The sequence below is a fragment of the Agrobacterium sp. RAC06 genome, from assembly GCF_001713475.1.
Lineage (GTDB): Bacteria > Pseudomonadota > Alphaproteobacteria > Rhizobiales > Rhizobiaceae > Allorhizobium.
The window spans coordinates 236,232-259,491 of the sequence record NZ_CP016500.1 but is presented as its reverse complement, the minus strand read 5'-3'; the positions used below and the strand labels follow the sequence as shown (position 1 = coordinate 259,491).

Genomic DNA, 23,260 nt, shown 5'->3' with positions numbered 1-23,260 from the left:
TGGCAGACCGTCATTTGAGCTCGGCATCTTGCCCCTCACTTCGTATCTCGAAATCTGCGCAGTACACCGTTGAACGAGGTGGACACGCCGGTCACACGCGAGCATTCAATCATTCCGAGGACGTTAAGCAGCGCAACACCGAGCGCAGTTCCGAACGCGGCAAGTGAAACTCCTCCAATCATGCCAAGTGCGTAAGTGAGCCCTAATCCTAATAGAGCGGCAGCTGACCTTATCATGAGGATGCTATTTTGATGGCCTGACATGAGCAGCAGAAGCGCATTCGGGCCACAAAACGTGTTAACGACTTGCGCACCGCACAAAATTATAAGCGCAGTATACGCAAAGCCATAACTTGGATCGAAACTAACCAGCATCCACCCGCCGAGACCAACGTATACAAGCATTCCGACAATCGCTATCGCGGTTGACAACACAACTGCGGTGGAGACGATGTCTTTAACTTCCTCCAGTCTACCGCTTCGCCAGGACCTCGACATCATGGGCCCGGTGATCTGGTTCGCGGCCACCTCGACAATGGAAAGCAGATTTGCGAGACGCAAGGCAGCAAAGAAAGCACCCGCCTCAAGGGGGCCAAGGGCCATTCCGACGACTACAGTTGAACCTTGTTGTTGTAGGGGGCCAATCACGGCGTTGCCCCACAATCCCAGTTGGGTTGCGCGTAAAGTATGCCTTGTCTCGGCCAGAACCTTCCTCTTAAGCCTAAAATCTGCAACCGCAGGCATCTTAAGCACCAAAATTGCAAATTGAGCAAAATTTAATAGCCAAAGCACTCCTGACGTGACTGCCAGGACAGTTCCAGGTTCCGCCCAAGTCATCGGAAAAAGAGCAACCGGCATCGCCAGCACGCGCCAGAAAACGTTTTGCGGCAGAAAAGCGACCAACGTATAGTGCATTGCACGGAAGACACTCATTAGAACATTGGAGACAGCCAACGCAGTTCCGAGCGCCGCAATCATGAGCCAAATACGTGGATCGTCACCAAAGCTAATAAACGTATACTCAGCTTGCCATAGTACCAAAGAAAACGCGACTGCGACAATGCATAACAGTAGGCATAGAACAAGGCTGCGCTGTACCGAATAGACTGCCGATGTGGTATCCTCGACTTCATCAAACGCTGGCCAAAACCGCAACACGGCGGTATGCTGACCAAATGTGCAGATGGCGCCTAACATTAGCGAAACTGAAAAGGCAGACGCAAAAATTCCAAACCGTACTGGATCAAGATAACGGGCAATTGTGAGCAAAAATAAAAAACTCACAACCAGCCCGGCAAGCTTGATCGACCCTACGACGAAACCACCTTTTGCGATACGGGCCACCAACTTGGGGGTCATAGGCTTCAGTCCCCTTTGGTCATGAGCTTCAGTTCTCTGCGAAGATTCGTTACAAAGCTGTCTCGGTTTCGGAGGTCCATCACTGCGGACCCTAATTCTTGTAATTTCAGGATTTTGAGCAACGAATTGGCGTCTTGGAAAATGTACACCCCCGCAATATCGGTCAAGCGAGATGCCGTAGCGACTTGGTGATCATTTCGATGCTCATGAAATTTTCTCATCCGAGGCATAAGAATTACCGGTTTATTGTATTTCTGACCAGTCAACACGGTACCAATGCCAGCATGTCCAATTATGGCCCGCGCTTCTTTGACTTTAGCTTCGAACTCATGAGGAAACAGCTTATCGACATAAGGAAAGTTCTCCGGCTTATATTTTCCACTGCCAACTTGGCCGAAAAATTCTTCGTCTGTGCACCGAGCGACAGAATCAACTTCTCTAATTAAACGGTCGAACGGTAGCTGAGTGCCGATGGTTACCAATATCAAAGGACGCTCCCAAGAAATTTTGGACCGTTACGCTTCGCCAAATGCTGCCACTGGGTGACCCACAGATCAGCGAACCTGTTCGCGAGCCGTCCGCTTAGCGAAATTGCGTCGGCGTTTGCAACGCTGTCTATCCAAATCGTTTTAGCGCCATAACCTTTAGCAACTATCAGTGCTAGCAGCCCGGGTGCTGCCCCCGTTGTGATGACGACGTCTGGCCTCAGCCTATTAATAATTTTAATCAACTGAAGAGCGCAAACCACGAGCCGAAAAGGAGTATTCTGGTTACAGTCACTTACCAAGTATGCTGACTCAATCCTGGCCATACTAGCCAGACTGTGCATTGTGGTTACGTATGTCTGCTCGTACTCTTCAAAGGAATCGCGGAGGAGCATCATCTGCTCCAAATGTCCACCAGAGGACGACACAGCTAAGAGCCGCTTCATGATAACCTCTCTGACTTGGTGAGATCGAGATACCATTGCACGAACGCTTCAACGCCATCCGCGAGTTTGGTGCTTGGCGTATAGCCAGTCAGCGCTTGCAGAAGATTGGGCGCTGCGTAAGTGCGGGGCACGTCCCCTTTTTGCATAGGGAGCATCTGGCGGATTGACGCCTTTCCGAGCGCCTTCTCCACCATTTCGACGAAGTCCATCAGGTTCTCAGGCTGACCACCGCCGATGTTGACCAAGCGGTACGGTGCGTGGCGTGAGAGGGTCTCGATCTTGTCGTCCGCGACGCGGTTGGACTCATTAGGGATAATATGCGAGATCCGGACGATCGCCTCCACCAAATCGTCGATGTAGGTGAAGTCGCGACTCATCTTGCCCTCACCATAGATCTCGATCGGCTGGTCGTTCAGCATGAGATCGACGAACTTGAACAGCGCCATGTCCGGTCGGCCCCAAGGTCCATAGACCGTGAAAAAGCGGAAAGCCGTGGTCGGCGTCTTGTAGAGATGCGCATGAGCATGCGCCATCAACTCCATCGACTTCTTCGTCGCGGCATAAATCGTCAGCGGCTCGTCCGCCCGGTCTGTCTCATGGAAAGGGACAGTCGGGTTGGCGCCATAGATCGATGACGTCGAGGCGAGCATCAGGTGCTTGACCTTGTGGCGCTCGGCAAGCTCGATGATGTTGTAGGAACCTGTGACGTTGGATGTCAGATAGGATTGTGGGTTCTCCAGGCTGTAGCGCACGCCAGCCTGGGCGGCGAGATGGATCACCACATCTGGTTTTGCCGTTGCCATCGCCTCTTCGACGGCTTCACGATCCTCAAGCATCGCAATGACCGGCTTGAACGCCGGATACTGCGCCAGCGCCGCATGACGCATTTGCTTCAGCTTGACGTTGTAATACGGCGTCATGCCGTCAAAGCCGGTCACCTGATGCCCGTCGGACAGAAGCCGGCGGGCTAAGTGGAAGCCGATAAAGCCGGCGGTGCCGGTGATGAAGTAATGCATGGTCAAGCCTTCGATTTGCGCTTACCGATCGGAAAATGGCTGAAGCCGTACTTCGCCATCTCATCCGCCTTATAGATGTTGCGCAAATCAACGATGACAGGTGCCTTCATCTCTTGCTTAAGTCGACGGAAGTCGAGTGCACGGAACTCGTCCCACTCTGTCACGACGACCAGAGCGTCTGCATCCGCAGCAATCTCATAGGGGTTGTTGCCATACTTGACTGGTCCGAGCACTGCCTTGGCAGCCTCCATGCCTTCTGGGTCGAAGACGTGCACATCAGCGCCACCGTCAAGCAGCGCTTGGATGATGGCGATCGACGGCGCGTCGCGCATGTCGTCGGTGTTTGGCTTAAACGTCAGTCCAAGGACAGAGATCTTCTTGCCCTGCACATTGCCGTCACAGGCGGCAACGACCTTTCTTCCCATCGCGCGCTTGCGATTGTCGTTAACGAGCACGGTCGCCTCGATCAGTCGCAAGGGGCTGTCGAAGTCATTCGCAGTCTTGACCAACGCCAGCGTATCCTTCGGGAAGCAGGAGCCACCATAACCAGGACCCGCATGCAGGAACTTATCTCCGATGCGCTTGTCCATGCCGATGCCCTTGGACACCTTTTGCACGTCAGCGCCGATTTTCTCGCAAAGATCCGCGATTTCGTTGATGAAGGTGATCTTCATTGCCAGGAAGGCGTTTGCAGCATACTTGATAAGCTCGGATGTGCGGCGTTCGCAGATGAAGAGCGGTGCTTCATTGAGATAAAGCGGCCGATAGACCTCGCGCATGACCTCGATTGCCCGCTCATCCTCCGAGCCGATGACGATGCGGTCCGGACGCTTGAAGTCGGCGATTGCTGCACCTTCGCGAAGAAACTCGGGATTTGAGACCACAGCGATATCCTTTTCGGGGAATTCGCTGCGGAAGATACGCTCGATCTCGTCGCCGGTACCGACGGGTACCGTGGACTTCGTAACAACGACGGTGAAACCCTTGACGGCAGCGGCAATTTCGCGAGCCGCGGCATAGACGTAGGAAAGGTCAGCATGGCCATCGCCGCGGCGCGACGGGGTACCGACGGCGATAAAGACGACGTCGGCATCGGCCACTGGGCCGGCAAGATCCAGCGAGAAACTCATTCGGCCAGCCGCACGATTGTGCTCGATGATGGCATCAAGACCGGGTTCGAAGATCGGCACCTCACCCCGTTCAAGCGCCTCGATTTTCTCGACCGACTTGTCGACGCACATGACGTCATGACCGAAATCTGCAAGGCAGGCTCCCGACACGAGGCCGACATAACCCGAACCGATCATTACTATACGCATGTTCTACTCTTTGCCCCTCAACTACTTTTCGACGCCGCTGGGAGTGAGGCGCTTCGAAGTGCATGACCGTTTGTATGTAAACTCTGCTTCACATGTCGCCCGGCTTGTTCCCCAACAAACAGAGCGGGATTTCCAATCGTCGGCCACACCACGGCAGACGCCAATATTAACTAAATGTTAGCCTAAGCATATTTTTATTGCGCCGCAATATCGATCTATTCTCATGGTTAAAGTGTAGCGTCGGAAGCTTCCAGTCAGCATGTGAACGCACCCATAAATGGTCGCGTCACTTGTCCCGAACATTCGACCAGAGATCGCCGACTTCGAAGGCAACCCCTTCGATTTCGTCCTCCACGCCAATCAAGGCTTAGAAGAAGAACTGCAGCTACCTGTGGAAAAATGATGTCAATCGCCTTCTGACTGACCGTAATAGGCAGCGTAGGAACTATACTTGCCACCAGACGGCTTTTCCTTCTGGTTCAGAACAAGAACGTGTTTGGTCTCCGGTCCGCTCTGCTCCTTAAGCGCTGCGAGTGCCTTTTTGGCCATGGTCTGGGGTGTGCTTGCCCATTTCAAGACAAACACGACCATGTCCGTGAACCGCGCGAGGTAAAGCGCGTCCACAACGGCGCCAACGGGAGGGGTATCAATCACAATGTAGTCGAAATGCCGCCGCGCTGTCCTCAAGATCTGGTTGAAGCGATCGCCCATCAGAAGGTCGTCCGTGGCAATGTCGGACACGCGTGATCCAAAGATCATCGAAAGATCACTCAACGGATCTGTCAGCGCTTGTTTTGAGACAGATGGTGGCAGCTCTTGGCCGCGCAGCACTTCGCTCAACCACGGTGCGGCATTGACCCCTGTTAGTTTACTGAGACTGGGTTTGCGCAAGTCACAGTCAATGATCAAAGTTTTTTTTCCAGACCTTGCTAGAGTACGGGCGAGGGCGAGTGCCGTTGTCGACTTGCCCTCATTCGGCTCTGTCGAAGTGACCATGATTACGAGGCCGCTCTTCTCATCGGAACTGTCTTTCACCAGGTCTGCCTTGCGACGCTCGACCAACACGCGCAACCGCCTGATGCTTTCAGAAAACACAGACAGCGGTGCCGAGACAACCATGTCAGCCACGCCAATCTTCATTAAGTTCGAGGAACCAGTTTGTCTCGGAATTGTGGTCGCAAGCGGTGTTCGCAAAACCTGCTCGACCTGCTCCTCCGACGTGAAACCACCGATGAAGAGTTCCCGCAACACGGCAATTGCGCCGCCGAGACCTAGCGCGAAGACAGCCGCAATGGCGAGTATCAGGCGCTTGTTCGGGAAAGACGCCGATGTCGGAGCCGAGGCTTCATTCACGATCCGCGCGTCGGCGACTTGCAGTTGGGCCTGGACATCGAGCTCCTGAAGACGCTGAAGTAGACTCTGGTACTGGTTTCTCGCGATTTCAGAAGACTGCTGCAGAGAATAGATTTCTGTTAGAACTTCAGGAGGAAGATTGCTATTCAGCATCGCAGTTCGCATCTCGGTCCGAACCGTGTCCCCACGATTATCATAGGATGCCACTTCCTGCTGAAGCTTTGTGAGCTCCCGGCCTGCTTCCTCGACGATTTGCGCCTGGATCTGCTCAAGCTCCGAGCGAAGATTCAGCGCTCTCTGGCTGCCATCAGCCACCTGCCCGAGGGCAGCATTCACTTCCTGCTGGCGTTCCTGCAACTGACGAATTGCATCCGCCTGCAGGTTTGCGGTCAACGCGGAAATGTCGCCGGCATTCAAGCTTAGCTCAACGACTTGTGCGAGCCCGCTTACGCGTTCGCGCTCAGTCCGGATTCTCTCAAACTCCGAACGGAGCTGTGCGATCCTGGGCGACGCAGATTCCTGTTCGATGCGGTCAAGGTTCTCGCTCAGATATCGGTCGAAACCCCTCTCGCTTTCGATCAGGCTATTGTTTGCCTGGCTGATCTGGGCCTGAATGATGTTGCGGGATGAAACCGTTCTTGAAATCTTCGACTGCAGTTGCAGATCGATATAGGCCGAGGCAATTGCGTTGGCCAATCTTGCCGACTTTGCCGGCTCTCGAGATGTCACTGAGATCTCAATAATATATGTCAAGCCCTGGCGCCGAACCGACACTGCAGATTGAAGTCTTGAAAGGGTTTGTCCTAACAGAAACTCGCCAGAGGGAGCAGTCCCAGAATTCAGATTGAGATAAGACTTGATCCAGTCGAAACGTCCTGGCTGAACGCCGAACTCGGGATCAGACAGCAAATTCTCGCGTCGGACGACTTCTAAATAGATGTTATCTGACCGAAGGATTGCCACTTCACTCTCAACGCGGGCGTTTGCGTCACTGACCGACACATTCATTCGCTCGTCTGGTTGCAAGAGATCCTTATTGGACAGGTCGACCATAACTTTGTTGGTCGCTGTATACTTAGGGGTCAGGGTGTAAAGCACACCTCCAGTCAATATGACAATAGCAATGACAATCGAAACCATCAGCCACAACTGACGCCTGAACAGACCGATTATGGACTTCAGGTCGATCTCTTGTTCCATTTGGAAACCCCAATGATTTTCGAAGGATTAGATTGCCGATGTACCAGTGTGGAGCTTTTCGGCAATGCAAAAATTACGTTTTGGTTAACTGGTGTGGATAAGCTGACAATTCTCTTCAGCAATTCTCAAAGCAGCCAGTCTCCCAGTTTCATACACTTTCAGATCAAGATTTATGCGTCGACCACGAAGATCCACCTCATCAACAGGCGTGTGCCCGTGGATCACCGTGAAACTCTCCCCGAAATTAGCCCAGTTGAACTGATGAGGTCGGCTCTTCAGCAAGACGTCATCAGCCTGCATATCGAGCCGAAGGCCAGGATCAATTCCAGCATGAACAAAGCAATATTGGTCAAATGAAAGCATGACAGGGAGACTAGTTAAAAAGTCGAGGTGATCCTGAGGTACCAGAGCACGTAACTGCGATGGCAATGGGTGCCGGCTTAGATCTTCGAGGTAGACACCGTAGGATGCCAGAGTTTCATCGCCTCCGAGTCCCAACCAAGGTGAACTGGTCGAAGGGGAACGGCAGAAGTCGACGAACATCTGATCATGATTGCCCATCAAGCAGATGCGACTAAACCCTGAAGGTAGCGGTTGGAGCAGATGCTCGATTACCGAGGACGACGACGGACCGCGATCGACATAGTCACCCAACATTACAATCAACTTTTCACCCTGAATGCTGCCACCGTCCACGATGATCTTGCGTTCAAGAGCAACAAGTTCGTTCAAACATCCATGTATGTCACCGATCGCGTAGGTTACCGCAGGTGGCCTTACAAGCGAGAGCCGGGGCAGGGCAGCAGACTTGCGCCCCAGCCTCTTGCTGAAAAAAGAACCAAGCCTGTGCTTCATCGCGATTGCCGTTGACTCATGGCGATCCGAGCGGCGCCGGTCCCCATAATCGCCGCAAATAGTAGTGCGTAACCTTGGATCTCAAGACTGAAGTCTACGGTCGCATGGATCATTGCTATGATTGCAACGACGATTGAGGCAATCGCGGCGTAATCTGGCGCCGATCTAATCCAGACTGCACCAAGCATCCTGCTAATCAGCACGACTAAAACAAGCCACGGCAAACTACCAAATATCAGTCCGTAATCCGCCCAGAGACCAAGGTAGGAGTTGTGAGCCTTTTGCCACAGGAGATCGACATTGACATCAGGTTGGTGAAAAAGGGGAAAGGCCAGTTCGTATGCACCCCCGCCGAACCCGGTCCAAGGTCGAGCCATGATCATCTTCCAGGTTTGCTCATAAAGCGCAAAACGAACGTCGGCGGAGCGCTCTACAGTACCCAGTCGCTCAATTGTTTGCGTGCCGTAAGCCCACAATAACATAGCGAGGGCGATGACGGCAAAGAACACTATCGACAACACTTTCCGCAGCCTTCTTCCCTCGGCAATCTGACGCGGAACAATCAGAGAAATGGTGAGGATAATGCCGAGAAAGCCGACGAAAAGCCCCATACGCGACCCCGTTCCGAAAAGCACAGCCACGATCAAACAGATTCCAACTATCTTAATGAGCCAAGACATTGAGCTCGTGGTTGCGCCATACAGACCACTACCACTTTTCGCAAAGTCTCTTAGAACGAGTGCCGTTCCAACAACTGCGCCACTCGCCAAGAAAGTTGCAAAGGTGTTTCTATTGACAAAAGCACCTGTCATTGAGCCAAGATATGCCCACTTTGGACCCAATATGGTCGAGTCTTCGAACTCGTGAAACAGCACGAACCCGAGGGCCGCATGCGCCACCACAATCCAAAAGAGGATGGTTAGAAATTCGATCGAACGCTGTTCATTGCGGGTAAACTGAATGACCAGATAGCCGAGTATAAAGACGTTCAGCCAGGTTATGATAAACAGAAGGGATTCATTGGGCGCTACGCTCACGGTCATAGCGTCAGGGAGACCGTAATCTGACAGTGGCTCGATCCATCCTGTGGGCACTATCTGGTAGATGGCGAACAAAAAGAATAACGCAACTATAGCAATTTCTAGCTTGTAAACAGAGAGGGCTGCCGCTGGCGCCGCTCCCAATCTCATCAGAGAAGCGGCATTAAAAACCAGCGTCGATGACAGAACTGCGAGCAGAATAGGCCAAAGTAAAGGCCGGTTGCCGCCAAGCGCAAGGGGTGTAAGAGCGACGGTTGCCGAAACAATCCACATGGAGACCGTATTCACTTTAGCTCGCGTCATGAGTTCCCGTTTTGCTTCTTTGTCTTAAAGGCGGCGGCTAAACTGTAGATCGTCTCAGTTCATAGCAGCGCGCCTCACGCTTGTTATGAAACGGCGCTGATCTTCAGGCGGCATAGCTTCGACGATTCTGGTGATGCGATCCCGAAAAACTTGATCTGACCAGTACCTGGCGGCGATTGCAGATATGCCGTTCCGGCTCATTACCATAACGGAGAGGTCCGAATCGTGACGGCGCTGATTTGAGTCTGAAAGAACTCCGATGGCTTCCTGAGCGAGGTTAACTCTCAGACCTGCAACCCATTGCTCGTTCGGTCCTGCGTGCCACGCATACTGAAAATAGCGGTTCATTTCCTCGCTATTACCTAGCAGAAATGAAGCACGCGATGCGACCACCCATGTCAACGCCTCCACCGGAGTTGCCTCGGCGAAAGACAACGCGTGGCCCAAGCAGTTTCGCGCAAGTGTGCGGCGCTGTTCCAACGGAGCCAAAACACTCCATCCGCCTGTCATACCCTGCACGCATGATGCCATCAGCCGCTTTTGGCCATAGAAGGAAAAAGCCCCCCCTAGATCACCCTGCACCAGCGCCACGGTCGTGTCTATGCTTCGCTGATCGCCATAAGCCAGCACAGGGAGCTCTCGAGCCAAGGCATAGAACGAAAGCAGCAACGCAACCACACCGACCAAAAGCGGACCTAAAGTTCGCACCGCCTCGACCCACCCGTCCGCAGCACAAATAATGCGCCCAACCACAAATAAGGAGGGCGCGATACCACACCCTCCTCAATAACGAACAACGTCTGATCGCTCAGAGCGCGCTTGCCCCAGCGCCACCAATAGCAGCAGTATCAATCCCACCGCCAGTCGCCACCGTCTGGGCGATCTGCGCCACCTGCTGGGCCTGCACCGGATCAGGAGACGCAGCCGCAACAGTCTGAATGGCAGAAACCACAGACGCACGGAGAGCCGGCGTCGCAGTTGGCCCAGTCAAATTTGACAGTGAAACGGTCATGCGCGTCACGAATTCAGGCGTCAGAGCACCAGCAACCCGAGCCCGGGTTATCAGGGCCTCAACCAAAGGCACGCACGCCGCAGAATCTGCCGCGCAACCCGCAGCAACGGCATCGATTTCGGCATCAAAGGCCGTCTGCGCGCCTGCGCCTCCAGCTAGAGATGCCACCACAATCATTGCACCAATCAGAGACTTTTTCATTTGATCACTCCTTACCTTTACACTTCGTATACCAAAGCATTTCGCTCTTCGCAAGTGCAGAATACGCAATGCCAAGTTACACCCCAATTTGATCTGACCTGCGCAAAATGCAGCAAGGCAAAATGAAAAAGCGACAATCGCTAGAATTTTATCTTTCCACTTAAAGGGGCCTGAGGAACTCATCTCGTAAGTTGATCCCATCGACGGACTGCCCGGACGAACAAGAACAAGAACCGAATCCGAACAGGGACTTTAGAGATGATCAAGAAGACTGTGATGATACTCGCCGCGGTACTGGCAGTAGGCGCTACGACTGCGTCTCAGTCCTATGCCTCACAGATAGGCGGATTTGCGCGGCAGTTGGACGCAAAGGCCTCTCGCGCCAATGCCCCTCTTCAGATGCAACTTTTTTGCTTGCAGAACCCGCAAGACTGTAAGCCCTCGAAGGCAAAGGTCGTCAGCTATTCGCCGAAAATTGAGAAAACCATCCGCTCCATCAACGCGGCCGTCAATCGCGAGATCAAGCCTCGACGCGAAAAGCGCGATATCTGGTCCGTAAATGTGAAGCAGGGCGATTGTGACGATTACGTAATGACCAAGCGTCAGCGCCTGATCCGAGCCGGTATCCCAGCGTCCGCCCTCCGTGTTGCAGTCGTTCGCACACGCATGGGCGAAGGGCACGCAGTGCTCATCGTAAAAACCACTGCAGGCGACTTCGTGCTCGACAATCTTCGCCGGAACGTGGTGAAGCGCCACTCGACTGGATACCAATATGTCAGCGTTTCGAGCGGCAACCCGCTGAAATGGACACGTTAACCGCAAGTGAAGCAATAGGGGCGGGTGGTCAGCTGTACAGACAGCGGCCGCCCCGCTGTTGGGGCGTTCTCCAGAGGCGCCCGAAGTCGATCGCAGCCATTTTCGAAGAAAGACGGCCAGGGCTAAAGCGACTGAGTGTAGTAGTCCGTTGGCGCGCTAGCTGCCCGAACGAGCAAGAGGTCTCAAAATGACGTTGAGGATGAGAACAGGGCTGGTGGCACTCTCTTTCTCGATTGCGTGCTGGTTCGCAATTATCAGTGCAGCGGTGAGCGCCCTGGAGGGGGGCAACGCCAACGCGGATCAGATCGCAACAGCCAGCACGATGGCGACTGGTCGGCTGTAATTCTCCATTTAGGCACAACGCCGGACGGACTTCACCCCGAGCTACGACCCTGATAGTACACGTAAAGCGGACTTGCGATCTCTCTTGTAAGTCTCGTCACACTGCTTGGACCCAATCTCAAGCCGCTTTGGCATACGATTATCGCCGATGACGACGGACACATCTTCTAAGCGTCTTTGTTGACTGGGCACCTCAAAGCTGACGAACCCGCCCCCCAAGACTGTTCCCTCTTCGTTTCGCGCAATCAGCATGATGCACACCGTGTCAGTATCGGTACGATCTTGATTATCCAAATCAAGCCCGAGCTCGATGCGTCCCTTCTTTTGTCTGGGACGAAGGCTGACAGTAAAGATTTGAGGACGTTTCCAATCCCATTTCGTCGTTAGAAGCCTGCAGTCCGTCCCTCGGACATGCTTGCAGTGCTGAGTGTCAACCAAGTGCCAGACATAACCAGAGAGACCCAGTTGTGGTCCGACTGCAGCCGGGTCACTCGCAAGCAAGCCTAAAGCAATCGTGAACTCTTTCAATGCCGTCGCCAACGGGCTCGCTCCTAGGATGCACAGGCTACTTGTCTGGCGGATATATTCGATCGACTACGCCATACCCCGTCCATGCAGAGGGGAAGCGTCGCTGACGGTTCAGACGGAATAGCACGGAAAAACTGACCGCCGCTTGTCATACCCTTTCATGGGCCGCTTACGCGCAGCTTGTCAAGAAACACACTGACCCAACGCTTCGTAAGATTTCAGCATTAACGTTTTGAGCGATTGCGACCGACCATATGAAATCAAACGTCGACACTGGTTGTCTCACCGAACATGTAGGCCCAGCTCGCCACGGCCAAACCCTTATACATCAGGCTCCGAGGCTGCGTGAGGTCCACCGCTCTATACTGAGCGCAAGCTCTCGCGTAGCGGCACTTTAAAGTGCTTTTAATAAAAACGTTCCGATATTATTGAAAATGTGTTAATAATAAGCATTAATCCTCATTTAAGATCCAGATTGAAAATAGAACTAGAGACTTTATGTTCGCACCATGTAGAGTTGAAAGGAACGACCATGAGTTTTAGCGAGAAACTCGAAGCTGCACTCGGCTCCCTCAAGGCAGGACCTGGCGGCGAAGATACCTGGCTGCGCCCACTCGAAGTCGATATGTCGCTAGGATATGCTGTAAACCTGCTCGTACGGCATGCCCTATCGGCAGGTTATACGCGAGATGAGGTCGCGGGCGTACTAACGGAAATCGCGGTGAAGGTTTTGAAAGAAGCGAACACAAGTCACTGACGACATGGGTAGGTGTTTCAAAACGACTAGCAGTGTCGATGGGACCTAGATCTGGCATTTAGGACACATAGTTCCAGCAATTTCGCTGCGGTCGATGGACAGTGCCCTATCGTCCAAGGATCAGCAACCTCGCCGAAAGCGTGCGACCAAGGGTGGCAAACAAGCGATCTGCACCAAGTATTTGTCAGCAAGCCAGCACTGATCCGGATCAGTGCCGAATGTGGGCGTCTGGCCGATCTGTTCTGCGCCTACGTTCTCTCTAGTAGTTGACCACCTAGAGCAAATCCTGTGATCGATGAATCAAACGTGATGTGACGGGAGCGAGTGAAGCTGATTCAACTTCTCTACGAATAGGAGGTTGATGATGGCACGAGCACTGAGCGATGATCTTCGGATCAGAGTCTTAAAAGCGTCAGCTACCGGTATGCCCGCCAGGCGGCCGGTCGGTTCGGTGTTGGGGTTTACACGGCGATCCGCTGGGTCGCAAGAGCAGTAGAGGGCGAGCCAACAGCACGGCCGCAGGGGTTGGAAACGCCCTTCCGTTCTGGACGCTCACGAGGCGTTTGTTGTCGAAATGATCGATGATCGCCGGGACGTAACGCTTGATGAAATAGTCGAGCTCCTCTCGGCTGAACGGCAGGTCAGCATCAGCCGGAGCGCACTCGGTGCCTGGCTGCGTGGTCGCGGGTGGACATTTAAAAAAAGTCCGCACACGCATTGGAGCAGGACCGACCGGACGTCCTGAAGCGTCGACGCGCCTGGTTTGATGAGCAGCTTGATCTCGATCCGCAAAAGCTGGTCTTCATAGACGAGACCGGTCTTTCAACGAAGATGGCCAGCCTGCGCGGGCGGGCAATTCGAGTTGAGCGCTGTCGAGCCGGCGTGCCGCACGGCCATTGGAAAACAACGACATTCACCGGTGCTCTGCGCCTGACCGGAATGACCGCGCCGTTTGTCTACGACGGAGCAATGAACGGCAACGTCTTCCTGGCCTATGTCGAGCAGGTGTTGCTGCCGACCCTCCAGCCCGGGGATATTGTCGTGATGGACAATTTGCCCGCACATAAAGCAGCCGGGGTGCGCGATGCCATAGAACGCATGGGTGCCAAGCTCATGTTCCTGCCGCCCTACAGCCCCGACTTCAACCCCATCGAAAACGCCTTCTCAAAGCTGAAGGCTATGTTGCGGGCTCGGGCGGAGAGAAAGATCGATGCTTTGTGGGACGCAGTCGGTACATTGATGCCCCGCTTCACGCCGAAAGAATGCGAAAACTACTTCAGGGCTGCCGGGTATGACCCGGATTGAACAGGATCTGCTCTAGCTTCGGCCAGCACAAACGCCCCGGCATTGCGGATTACAGCACGGCGGGTAACGACTTCGTTGTTGGTTTCAAAGCGCGCATACTGGAATGCGTACATGTCACTTAGCTGGTCACCCGCTCCCCTTGTGAATATTCAAGCTGCGAACCCATTTGAGACAAATAGCTTGGACAAAACAATACCGATTCACTGTGAGCTCCATAGGCAAAATATTGCAGTTTAGTAGATCGCCTCGAGGCGGGCGGACACGACCTTAGCTGCAGCACTGTGTAGGGGCCCCATCCGGCAACGATCTCCTGACGGTCCAGAATCGCAAATTTCGCGTATAGCTCTGATCGTCGATGAAGTTAGAAGACCATTAATCGGGCCGTCATATCGACCGGCCTTCTTCAAACCTTTCTGAACCACATAGACATAGGCGTTTTGATTGGCGGATCGCAGCGCCTCGATGTATCCGCGCCTCTGCGAAACGGGCAAGCTCGCGATCTTTTCCTCCAGCTGCTCATACTGAGCGAGGCTTGCAGCAAGACGAGCGTCAAGCAAAAAGACCTCACGGGTTTTCTGCGCTTCATTCAGAAGGCCAGCGTATTTTTCCAACGCCGCACGAGCGCGAGGTCCCGATGCTGGAAAACTCTTCCCCTTGCCTGATCTATAGGCCTGGATCAAAGCTCTGGCAGCGGCTGCATCCCCCCGGTCCGCCTCCTCGGTCAAAAGCCGAACGGCCTGTTCAGCATCGGGCCCTACGCCGCGACCGCGGAAATAGACTTCGGCCAACGTGGTTGTTGCGGAGGAAATCCCTTTTTGCCTTCCTTCTTGCAGCAAGTTCAACCCTAGCTGCACATCGGACTGTTGGCCGAAGCTGCCATTCAGATGCGCGGTCGCAAGGGTCACGAGGCTTGCTTCATCACCCTTGTCGATCGCAGCGGTCAGGTGATCTCGAGCATTGATCTTTTGCGCAGCACCGAACGCACCAGCCAAATACAAGCGAGCCAGTTGCTTATGAGCGCTAACCTTGCCGCCTTCGGCAGCGCTTTCGTAGAGCGCACGTGCCGCATCGAGATCTGCATCAACATAGTCTCCCGCGGCAAGTATACCCGCGAGATAGATCGAAGCTTCGAGATTGCCCTTGTCGATTTCCGCCCTCAAAATCGTAACAGCCTTGACAGAATCCGCGTCTTCACCAAATCCGCGGAAAGCCGCTTCGGCAACACGCCTCCAGGCCCGAGAACTGCCACTTTCTTCTGCACCCCTAAAATATTCCAGTGATCGCGGAAGGTCAGCCGGCACGATGATCCCGTCGCGGTAGATTTCCCCCAGCCGGACCATTGCATCAGCATCGCCTGCGTCCGCAAGCCGTGTTTGGAGCTCAACTATACGTTCGCCATCCTCTGGCACCTCACCCCCCGAATGAAGAGCAAGTAATGCCTTGGTGGCTGCCGTATCGCCACCGGCACTCAGCTCTTCGAGCAGGGCCGTACCCTGATCAACGTCAGGTTCTATCAGTTCTCCGCTCAACAGGAGTTCTGCGAGGCGCAATTTTGCCTTGTCATCACCGCTTTCAGCCGCCTCTCGCAGGAGCTGCGCCCCGAGTTCTAGGTTAGCTTCTTCAGCATCAGCGCGCATGAGCAAATTAGCAAGCTTGATCTTTGCTCCCACATTTCCCTTGGCGGCTGACTTTTGCAGGAGTTCAACCGCTCGAGCCTCATCCTGCGGTATCAGCTTCCCATCCGCCAAAAAGCCTCCCAAACGGAGCTGAGCGCTAGCATTGCCTGCGGCTGCAGACTTTTCGAGCCAGGAGATCGCGGCCTCAATGTCCTGCTCGACCCCGTCACCCTTTCGGAGGGTATCCGAAAGGGACAATTGCGCCCACGAATCGTTAAGTTCTGCTGCCTGTCTCGTAAGCTCCAGAGCCTTGTCCCTGTCCTGCTCGACCACTTCTCCCGATCTGTAAAGGGAAGCGAGTTTTCGTAGGGCGGCCGTAGAGCCCTCGGCACCCGCTTCTTCCAGAAGCGTTAATGCCTTGGCGGCCTCGCCATCTACACCTTCACCAGCAAGATAAAGCTCAGCGAGCCGGCGTTTTGCGTCGGGGTCTGTCGTCGCAAGCTGTTCAAGCCTTGTCAAAGCACCAGAGCGCTCAGTCGCGCTGGCCTCCGATTTGACAATTTTTACCAACTCACTTGGATTTTGATCAGTGTCAGTGGACGAAGCCCATGCCACTCCCTTGGCGGGGCCTGCAAGCGAAAGAGCAATCAAGACGGCGGTGCCGCTAGCTAGCTTTGACCGGTTCATGCCAAGTCTCCCGTTTTAAGGCTTCGGTAACCTATTTCCACCGGCAAGTGGACATGTGTCCAGTCAAAATCAGCCGGTGCTTTCGCATTGCACAAGCGAGACCAGATCCTTGTTCTTCATAACCACTGAAAACTCAATGCTCTTTGAGCGCGGTGCGACGCTCAACCTATCGTTCACCATTTCGTGATCTTGGTTGCATTTGCAACTCGGCCGAGGTTCGACGGCTGCATGACGCATACTTGCGCACTACTAGATGTGGACTTGATCCGCCTGTTATGCCCGCTGTTCGAACCCCATTAGGCCAACGCACCAGGGAAGTTTGCCAATATACGACCAGCCATTCTCGCCAGAGAACACTGCCACCGGAGTCCGGTAAAAAAAGATTGTCGTGCAAAAGCAGATGTTCCCGGCTGCAGCATACGAAGTCTAGAGCCAGCGTCAGGGCAACCTGGAGAGTTTAGACAGTTTATCCATCCCGGACGTCGCACGGCCTCTATAAAGCTCTCGTTGCGGTGAGAAGTCGGGCTGAGCCGGCAAACAGAAGGACGACGCGCCTTAGAAGCCGATCTCTTATCTTGCCGTGCCAGGCTCATCCCGAAGATGAGCAAATCTCTCGATGAACGGCCGATCGTGCCTAAGAGCGGACCGACAACAGCACGGTGACGGCATTGGTGGGCCTGACCGCCAAGCGTTAAGCCCGGCGGTCAGGGTTTCATTTCACTTCAGCGCGGCGAGCAGCGCCTTCAGCTCATCTTCGATTGACGGACGAATATCGGCGCGTTCGATGGCAAAGGCGACATTGGCCAGGATGAAGCCGTCCTTGGAACCGCAGTCGAAGGTCTGGCCCTTGAAGTGGTAACCGGCAAACGGCTGGTCATTGGCGAGCTTCAGCATGCCATCGGTCAACTGGATCTCGTTGCCGGCGCCACGCTCCTGGGTCGACAGGATCTCGAAGATCTCAGGCTGCAGGATGTAGCGGCCGTTAATGAAGAAGTTGGAAGGTGCTGTACCCTTGGCGGGCTTCTCGACCATTTGCGTGATCTTGAAGCCGCCTTCGAGCGCGTCACCCACGTCAACGATGCCGTATTTGTGGGCCTGATCCGGCGCACATTCCTCGACAGCCACAATGTTGCCGCCGGTCTTCTCATAAAGTTCGACCATCCCCTTGAGGCATGCCTTTTCGCCGCGCATAATCATGTCAGGCAGCAGAAGGGCGAAAGGTTCGTGCCCCACGATGTCGCGGGCACACCAGACGGCATGTCCGAGACCCAGCGGCTCCTGTTGCCGTGTGAAGCTGGTCTGACCCGCTGACGGCTGAAGTGTCTGGAGAAGCGAGAGTTCTGCGCTCTTATTGCGGGCCTTCAGGGTCTGTTCGAGTTCGAACTGGATATCGAAATAGTCCTGTATGACCGCCTTGCCGCGGCCGGTGACGAAGACGAAATGCTCGATCCCAGCTTCGATGGCTTCGTCAACCACATACTGGATGACCGGCTTGTCGACGACTGTCAGCATCTCTTTCGGAACCGCCTTGGTGGCGGGAAGAAAACGCGTGCCGAGACCAGCTACAGGGAACACTGCTATACGTATTGTCTTTTCGACTTTAACCACTTTTATCCCCAAAATTGGTCTTTTGTTGTTTTCGCTCAAGGGCTGTATGAGCCGAACTACAATACTTTCTATAAAAAACAGTAAGGACAGAGCTCGATTGTCAGCGGCACTGCGGATGCGAAGAAACAACTTTGGCCTTTCAACGCGGACGTGGTGCATATATCCACTATGCGCATAACCAGGCCATCCAATTGCTGCTGCTTCATGAGACCCAAATATGGTTCCGTGCAAAACGGAAACATCGATTGGTTATGCGCTCGCCCATGAGCGCAAACACCACTTCGGCGTTCTCACATATCTGTCGATTCCATTTAGCATATGAACTCTTAAATAGGAGCCTCAGCATCGTGGAGGCCATCCGCATAAAAGCAGACGATCTGGACCCGAGGGACTGTGGACGTCGGCCTGCAGCCTGCCGGAATGTCAGCAACGCGCGCTGGAATTGCTTTAGCTTTCGGCGAGTTGTCGCCCGGAGATACTGCCGCACACCAGTCTCAGGCAATTCGATCAAAATACGATAGCTTTAACTTGGGTTCGCAGGAGCGTGTATCACCACCTTCGCCATTAACCTTGCCGGGTAACTTTAAATCAACGATGCATTTGATCAGAAACACTCCAACCTAGTAAATGAAACAAAAGCCGGAGGAACAAGATGACTAGATTTGTGTCCAGAACTACGTTTGAACGTCTCGAGCGAGAGTGGAGAATGATTGATCCGGAACGCCCGAAAATTTTCTACACTGCGACCGAGGAGGAGCCCGGCGTTAATGTCCGGAGGTTGCGGATGGGACGGTTTGATGAAGCAGAATTCGTACGGGACTGAACGAGGAGCGAAAGCGGATCGGAGAGAAACGGAACGTTCAGCCCAATGCAAACCATTTTCCACGCGGATCGTGATGGCCCCAGCGGTGTCAGTGCAAAATGGTAAGCAATGACGGTTGCAGTTCACAGTGCCTCACAGCGAAACAAGAAGACTGCGTCGGCAGCCTTTCCCAAACGCTCAGGCGGGTTCAATTCATGCTGGACGAGATTTTTGAGATCATCGGCGTGAGGGAACGGATCCAACGCTGATCGCATTGGCGTGAGCCCCATCTGTTTATGCTGCTGGGTTCTGGCGTGGGATCAAAAGCTCCGAACGAACAACCATTATGCCGGCACCGGAGACGACACATTCATCGAGGCCGGCTCTTCTGAACGCATCTTCCACTTCCCAGCCAAAGCGACATAGATCTTCGAGGCAATCATCCTCGAGCTCCATAGATGCTGGCTGAACAACCGCAGTTGAGCATTGCTCTTGTGACATGCCGATCGTTCGCGCTTGGATCCCGTATTCGATGACCGCAAGACAGAGATCCAAGAATTCAGACGAAGTCGTGCTTTCCATACGCTACGCAATCCCCACAGCCCACAACGAGTATTTTCATGAACTAATATTCGGTCAATGATCGGCGTGGTAATTGCCGAGAAAAAGCTGTGACATGGTTAACGGTTTCTGATCGTCTCGGGAGGCGCTGAAACTGCTAGCATCGCGCTTACCTGCTGACGTCGGCCCAGAACCTCCTCCGAGCTGAAGGCGAAAGACACCCTACAATACGCACTATCAGGATCACGGAGCCGACTGAGAAACGTCAGACAAAACAATGTCGGAACCCCGTGACAGTCAAACTGTACCGGCAAAGAAGAGTCTGGTCAGTCTTGCGCCTTCTTTTGAGCCCGCAGCCTTCACAGAGAAACAAATGAGATTTCAACAATTGAATGTTAGTCGTTCCGCATTAAGCGTTCCTGTTTGATTTCACACGAGATGCTTAGTCGAGACGTTAAGAGGGGAATGCGAACATGGAAAACAATGAGTCCATTATCAGCGCGCTTGTGCTCGGCCTGATCGAAGGCCTGACCGAGTTCGTGCCGGTGTCATCCACCGCGCACCTGCTGTTAGCAGGCCATTTCCTCGGCTTCGAATCGCCGGGAAACAGCTTTGCGGTGCTCATCCAGCTCGGCGCGATCCTGGCCATCCTCAGCGTCTACTTCGCCAAGCTGCTCAACATTGCTTTGTCTTTGCCAACGAGCGCAGAGAGCCGTCGCTTTGTTGGCGCGGTGCTCCTTGGCTTCCTGCCCGCTGCCGTGATCGGCTTCCTCGCGCATGACTTTATCAAGACGGTTCTTTTCGAGACGCCGATGCTGATCTGCGTGGTGCTGATCCTTGGCGGCTTCGTCCTGCTCTGGATCGACCGCCTGCCGCTGAAGCCCCGGTATCACGACGTCACCGAATATCCGCTGTCACTCGCCTTGAAGATCGGCTTCTGCCAGTGCGTCGCGATGATCCCGGGCACATCTCGTTCCGGTGCGACGATCGTCGGCGCGCTGCTGCTCGGTGCTGACAAGCGCTCGGCAGCCGAGTTTTCCTTCTTCCTCGCCATGCCGACCATGCTCGGCGCCTTCACGCTCGATCTCTACAAGAACCGCAACGCACTGACCGTCGACGACACCATGATCATCGGCATCGGCTTCGTGGCAGCCTTCATCTCGGCTCTGTTTGTCGTCAGGGGGCTCTTGAACTTTATCTCGAAGCGGGGATATGCGCCGTTCGCCTGGTGGCGGATCGCCGTCGGTGTGGCTGGCATTCTCGGGCTTTTGATCTTTGGTTGAAGGCACGCAGATTTAGGCTTGTCACCTGCGACGACAGCGTTGGGCCAGATTTAGAAAGTTGCCAGTAACCACATTTATACACGATGTCTTCAACATCAAGTTGAACAGATCTCCCTTTGGCCTATCCTTCCCCCATGGGAAACAAAAAAGCTCCAGATTTCGCAAGGGATTTGACAAGGACCTTGGACATTGCGGAAAGCGCGCCTGAGCCTTTTGATCATACCTCGCGTACCCCAAAATCAGTGTCCTCTTTCGAAGAGGCCATGGCTGCCCTTGTGGATGAAGCTCTACGGATGGGCTACACCCACGAGGAAGTGACATCGATCCTGAGCGACACAATCCGAGCGATCGAGACTGGCGAAGTTACCTCAGGGGCTCCGGACCCGCGCTGAACCGCAACTCTTTACTGACTTCGCTTGATGGGACTGCCGACCATATCGAGATCGTGAATGATCGCGTCATTCCCGCTAATGGCTGGGGGTGATGACTGGCGGCGAAACGCGACGTGACCAAATGACAGCGAGCAGGCAGATCACCAAATGCAGCGGCCAGACGAGGCTGAGCACAAGGCCGACTACGCGCCATATATCCCACTCTCCGCCGTCGCGCTCACCCTCAAGATAACTCTCCATCAGGAAGATCGTGCCGACAAGGCAGTAGAGGAGTAGGGCGAAGTAAAGCATGGATATGTCCCGACGTGACGAGACGCTAGCATTCTATGATTTTCGTTAAACATCGATTAACCTCACGCAAGATCATGGGATGGTGCAAGCCTGGTGCCACCAACCGCGGGTCAGAGCCAGGTTCAAATGCGCGTCTTGTCCGCAGCAGCATTGGGACAGATGCTGTCGCAAGCTGAGTCATGCTCAATCAACCGCGCCATACCTAATGAATGAACGCTCCGCGCCCAGACAGCACGAGTAGGCTTCCCCATCTCTGGGCACGATCCTGGGCAACCTGCGCACTCGAAAAGATTGCCGATGGATAGGCCTCCTTTGAACTGATTGAAAAGTTCAAACCGTGAAGCGCTACCCCCGAAAGCGGCTCCTCCTGTCTCATGAAGAGGCATTTCTGCCAAACTCATTCACGCATATGAAAACATGATCGCAAGTAGCGAGAGCTCAGCTAAGACGCAGATCGCGAATGGTCGATGTGGTGAAACAACCCTATGCGCGCACCTGCACGCTCAGAATGTTGAGCCATAGGCGTTTGATATTATTATCAAAACTCAACACGAGCAGGACCAGACAAAGCCATCACCGCAGCGCGCTATAGAGGCTAGGCACAGCCCGGCGGGTATCACGAGTTCGTGGCCATCTCTCACAATCCAAGATCTGGGGGCCGACATGGCTGGCCAAAAGCTCTACCTTTGGCTCGGGCTGGTACGAAATTGATTCTTTGAAGTGTGACGAGTACGGATCATGTTGCGTCCTACCTTAAGGCTGAAAGCTCTATTGACCACAATGCTTTTGTCGGCATTGATCTGGTGGCTGCTATTGTGGAGCATAGGGCTTATCTAAGCGGCAGCGTGTCATCTGCCTTCATCTCGCCGCGTTCTGAACGTGACACATCGGCCACCGCTTTGGAGATCCAGAAATTGCGTATCGGCCAATCTTACGAAGGGTCACCGGGTCCGATCTGGTGGCGCCCCACGCACTTCGAGGGGTGAACCGTCCCCGCAGCTTGATGGAGCGTGCTTGGGACAACTGGCTATGCATGCTGTTTCCGCAGCTCGGCGTATAAAGATCCAACTCTTCAGGATACAGTGTTCTGATATGAACTCATGCCGCCAATCGTAACTGCAAAGTGGAAGCCGGACGGAAATTGCGCCGTCTGAAAGAAGAGCACATCAGCGCTGACGATGGATGCAACCAATCGCCGCCAAAGGTCCGGAAATTCTCTATTGGGCAGAAATGTTCAGACCGACGGTGGATTTCGACGACCAAATGGCAGCCACGGCGACAGCGCATGTTAAGGCTGGCCAAACAGCGCACATCAGCAGACCTATGACCCGATCTCGGTCCCAAAACCCGCCGACACGCTCGCCTTCCGCGTAGGTCTCAGTCAGGAAGGCCGTCGCGACTGCCAAGTAGATGCAGAGACTCAGCACGACATAAAAATCGCTCATTTCCGGGACCTCTGCGATCGAAGCTCACGTGGTTAACAAATGATTAATGCTAAGCACAACTACGATGCGCCGCAATACGCAGATTCTTGTAGATAAACGCTCGCGCCAGGGAATGCCAGGTCAGATCGAGTTCAGAACGTGAGGAACGATGCTTCATTGTCAGACCTTCCGCGACCTCAAAGGCCGGCATGCGATGATCGCTTCGAGAACCGAGCCAACTGGCGACGCCCAGCGCCCTC

At 54.1% G+C, this 23,260-nt stretch carries 19 protein-coding genes and 1 pseudogene; 5 read left to right on the top strand and 15 right to left on the bottom strand.

Features of this window, described 5'->3' with window-relative positions:
• Positions 1 to 35: 35 nt before the first annotated feature.
• The 10 genes from BSY240_RS23195 to BSY240_RS23150 all read right to left on the bottom strand — a co-directional run bounded on the left by BSY240_RS23195 (position 36) and on the right by BSY240_RS23150 (position 10,771).
• Positions 36 to 1,358, bottom strand: a complete 1,323-nt coding sequence (locus BSY240_RS23195; protein WP_069044295.1) for a lipopolysaccharide biosynthesis protein — start codon at positions 1,356 to 1,358, stop codon at positions 36 to 38.
• Between the two features lie 5 nt (positions 1,359 to 1,363).
• A complete protein-coding gene (locus BSY240_RS23190) occupies positions 1,364 to 1,846 on the bottom strand; it encodes a glycosyltransferase (protein WP_069044294.1) in 483 nt (160 codons plus the stop codon).
• Positions 1,843 to 2,169, bottom strand: coding sequence for a glucuronosyltransferase (locus BSY240_RS23185; RefSeq protein WP_236759420.1), 327 nt, complete (start codon positions 2,167 to 2,169; stop codon positions 1,843 to 1,845). Before BSY240_RS23185 ends, BSY240_RS23190 begins: the two co-directional genes overlap by 4 nt.
• A gap of 116 nt (positions 2,170 to 2,285) precedes the next feature.
• Positions 2,286 to 3,305, bottom strand: a complete 1,020-nt coding sequence (locus tag BSY240_RS23180) for an NAD-dependent epimerase/dehydratase family protein (RefSeq protein ID WP_069044292.1) — start codon at positions 3,303 to 3,305, stop codon at positions 2,286 to 2,288.
• A 2-nt stretch (positions 3,306 to 3,307) separates the two neighbouring features.
• Positions 3,308 to 4,624 (bottom strand): UDP-glucose dehydrogenase family protein, encoded by a 1,317-nt coding sequence (locus BSY240_RS23175; RefSeq protein WP_069044291.1) that lies wholly within the window; start codon positions 4,622 to 4,624, stop codon positions 3,308 to 3,310.
• 405 nt (positions 4,625 to 5,029) lie between these two features.
• Positions 5,030 to 7,177 carry a GumC family protein gene (locus BSY240_RS23170; protein WP_069044290.1) on the bottom strand — a complete coding sequence of 716 codons (2,148 nt, stop codon included), beginning with the start codon at positions 7,175 to 7,177 and terminating at the stop codon, positions 5,030 to 5,032.
• An 84-nt stretch (positions 7,178 to 7,261) separates the two neighbouring features.
• Positions 7,262 to 8,032, bottom strand: a complete 771-nt coding sequence (locus BSY240_RS23850; RefSeq protein ID WP_083229788.1) for a metallophosphoesterase family protein — start codon at positions 8,030 to 8,032, stop codon at positions 7,262 to 7,264.
• Positions 8,029 to 9,345: an O-antigen ligase family protein gene (locus BSY240_RS23160; RefSeq protein WP_171901634.1), complete on the bottom strand. Its 1,317-nt coding sequence runs from the start codon at positions 9,343 to 9,345 to the stop codon at positions 8,029 to 8,031. Before BSY240_RS23160 ends, BSY240_RS23850 begins: the two co-directional genes overlap by 4 nt.
• Positions 9,346 to 9,429: 84 nt before the next feature.
• A complete protein-coding gene (locus BSY240_RS23155) occupies positions 9,430 to 10,044 on the bottom strand; it encodes a hypothetical protein (protein WP_150127584.1) in 615 nt (204 codons plus the stop codon).
• Positions 10,045 to 10,183: 139 nt separating this feature from the next.
• Positions 10,184 to 10,771, bottom strand: coding sequence for a hypothetical protein (locus BSY240_RS23150; RefSeq protein ID WP_150127583.1), 588 nt, complete (start codon positions 10,769 to 10,771; stop codon positions 10,184 to 10,186).
• 75 nt (positions 10,772 to 10,846) lie between these two features.
• Here BSY240_RS23150 and BSY240_RS23145 point away from each other — a divergent pair, with 75 nt between their 5' ends.
• Positions 10,847 to 11,404, top strand: coding sequence for a transglutaminase-like cysteine peptidase (locus tag BSY240_RS23145; RefSeq protein WP_069044285.1), 558 nt, complete (start codon positions 10,847 to 10,849; stop codon positions 11,402 to 11,404).
• Between the two features lie 384 nt (positions 11,405 to 11,788).
• Here the strand turns inward: BSY240_RS23145 and BSY240_RS23140 are convergent, their stop codons facing one another.
• Positions 11,789 to 12,286, bottom strand: coding sequence for a hypothetical protein (locus BSY240_RS23140; protein WP_069044284.1), 498 nt, complete (start codon positions 12,284 to 12,286; stop codon positions 11,789 to 11,791).
• A gap of 520 nt (positions 12,287 to 12,806) precedes the next feature.
• Here BSY240_RS23140 and BSY240_RS23135 point away from each other — a divergent pair.
• On the top strand, positions 12,807 to 13,031 hold the full coding sequence (locus BSY240_RS23135; protein WP_069044283.1) for a hypothetical protein: 225 nt from the start codon (positions 12,807 to 12,809) through the stop codon (positions 13,029 to 13,031).
• 364 nt (positions 13,032 to 13,395) lie between these two features.
• Positions 13,396 to 14,336, top strand: a pseudogene (locus BSY240_RS23845) (IS630 family transposase).
• Positions 14,337 to 14,569: 233 nt separating this feature from the next.
• Here the strand turns inward: BSY240_RS23845 and BSY240_RS23125 are convergent.
• The 3 genes from BSY240_RS23125 to BSY240_RS24040 form a co-directional block, all read right to left on the bottom strand.
• Complete coding sequence (locus BSY240_RS23125; RefSeq protein ID WP_069044281.1) at positions 14,570 to 16,639, bottom strand: tetratricopeptide repeat protein; 2,070 nt, start codon at positions 16,637 to 16,639, stop codon at positions 14,570 to 14,572.
• A 717-nt stretch (positions 16,640 to 17,356) separates the two neighbouring features.
• Entirely contained in the window at positions 17,357 to 18,247 is an 891-nt protein-coding gene (galU, locus tag BSY240_RS23120; RefSeq protein WP_069044280.1) for a UTP--glucose-1-phosphate uridylyltransferase GalU, read from the bottom strand.
• A gap of 1,096 nt (positions 18,248 to 19,343) precedes the next feature.
• Positions 19,344 to 19,631 carry a hypothetical protein gene (locus BSY240_RS24040; protein ID WP_150127582.1) on the bottom strand — a complete coding sequence of 96 codons (288 nt, stop codon included), beginning with the start codon at positions 19,629 to 19,631 and terminating at the stop codon, positions 19,344 to 19,346.
• A gap of 452 nt (positions 19,632 to 20,083) precedes the next feature.
• On the opposite strand from BSY240_RS24040, the gene BSY240_RS23115 reads away from it, so the two are divergent.
• A complete protein-coding gene (locus BSY240_RS23115) occupies positions 20,084 to 20,893 on the top strand; it encodes an undecaprenyl-diphosphate phosphatase (protein WP_069044279.1) in 810 nt (269 codons plus the stop codon).
• Between the two features lie 263 nt (positions 20,894 to 21,156).
• Complete coding sequence (locus BSY240_RS24520) at positions 21,157 to 21,285, top strand: hypothetical protein (RefSeq protein WP_257785433.1); 129 nt, start codon at positions 21,157 to 21,159, stop codon at positions 21,283 to 21,285.
• Positions 21,286 to 21,360: 75 nt separating this feature from the next.
• Here the strand turns inward: BSY240_RS24520 and BSY240_RS23110 are convergent, their stop codons facing one another.
• Positions 21,361 to 21,576 carry a hypothetical protein gene (locus BSY240_RS23110; RefSeq protein WP_069044278.1) on the bottom strand — a complete coding sequence of 72 codons (216 nt, stop codon included), beginning with the start codon at positions 21,574 to 21,576 and terminating at the stop codon, positions 21,361 to 21,363.
• Positions 21,577 to 23,260 lie beyond the last annotated feature (1,684 nt).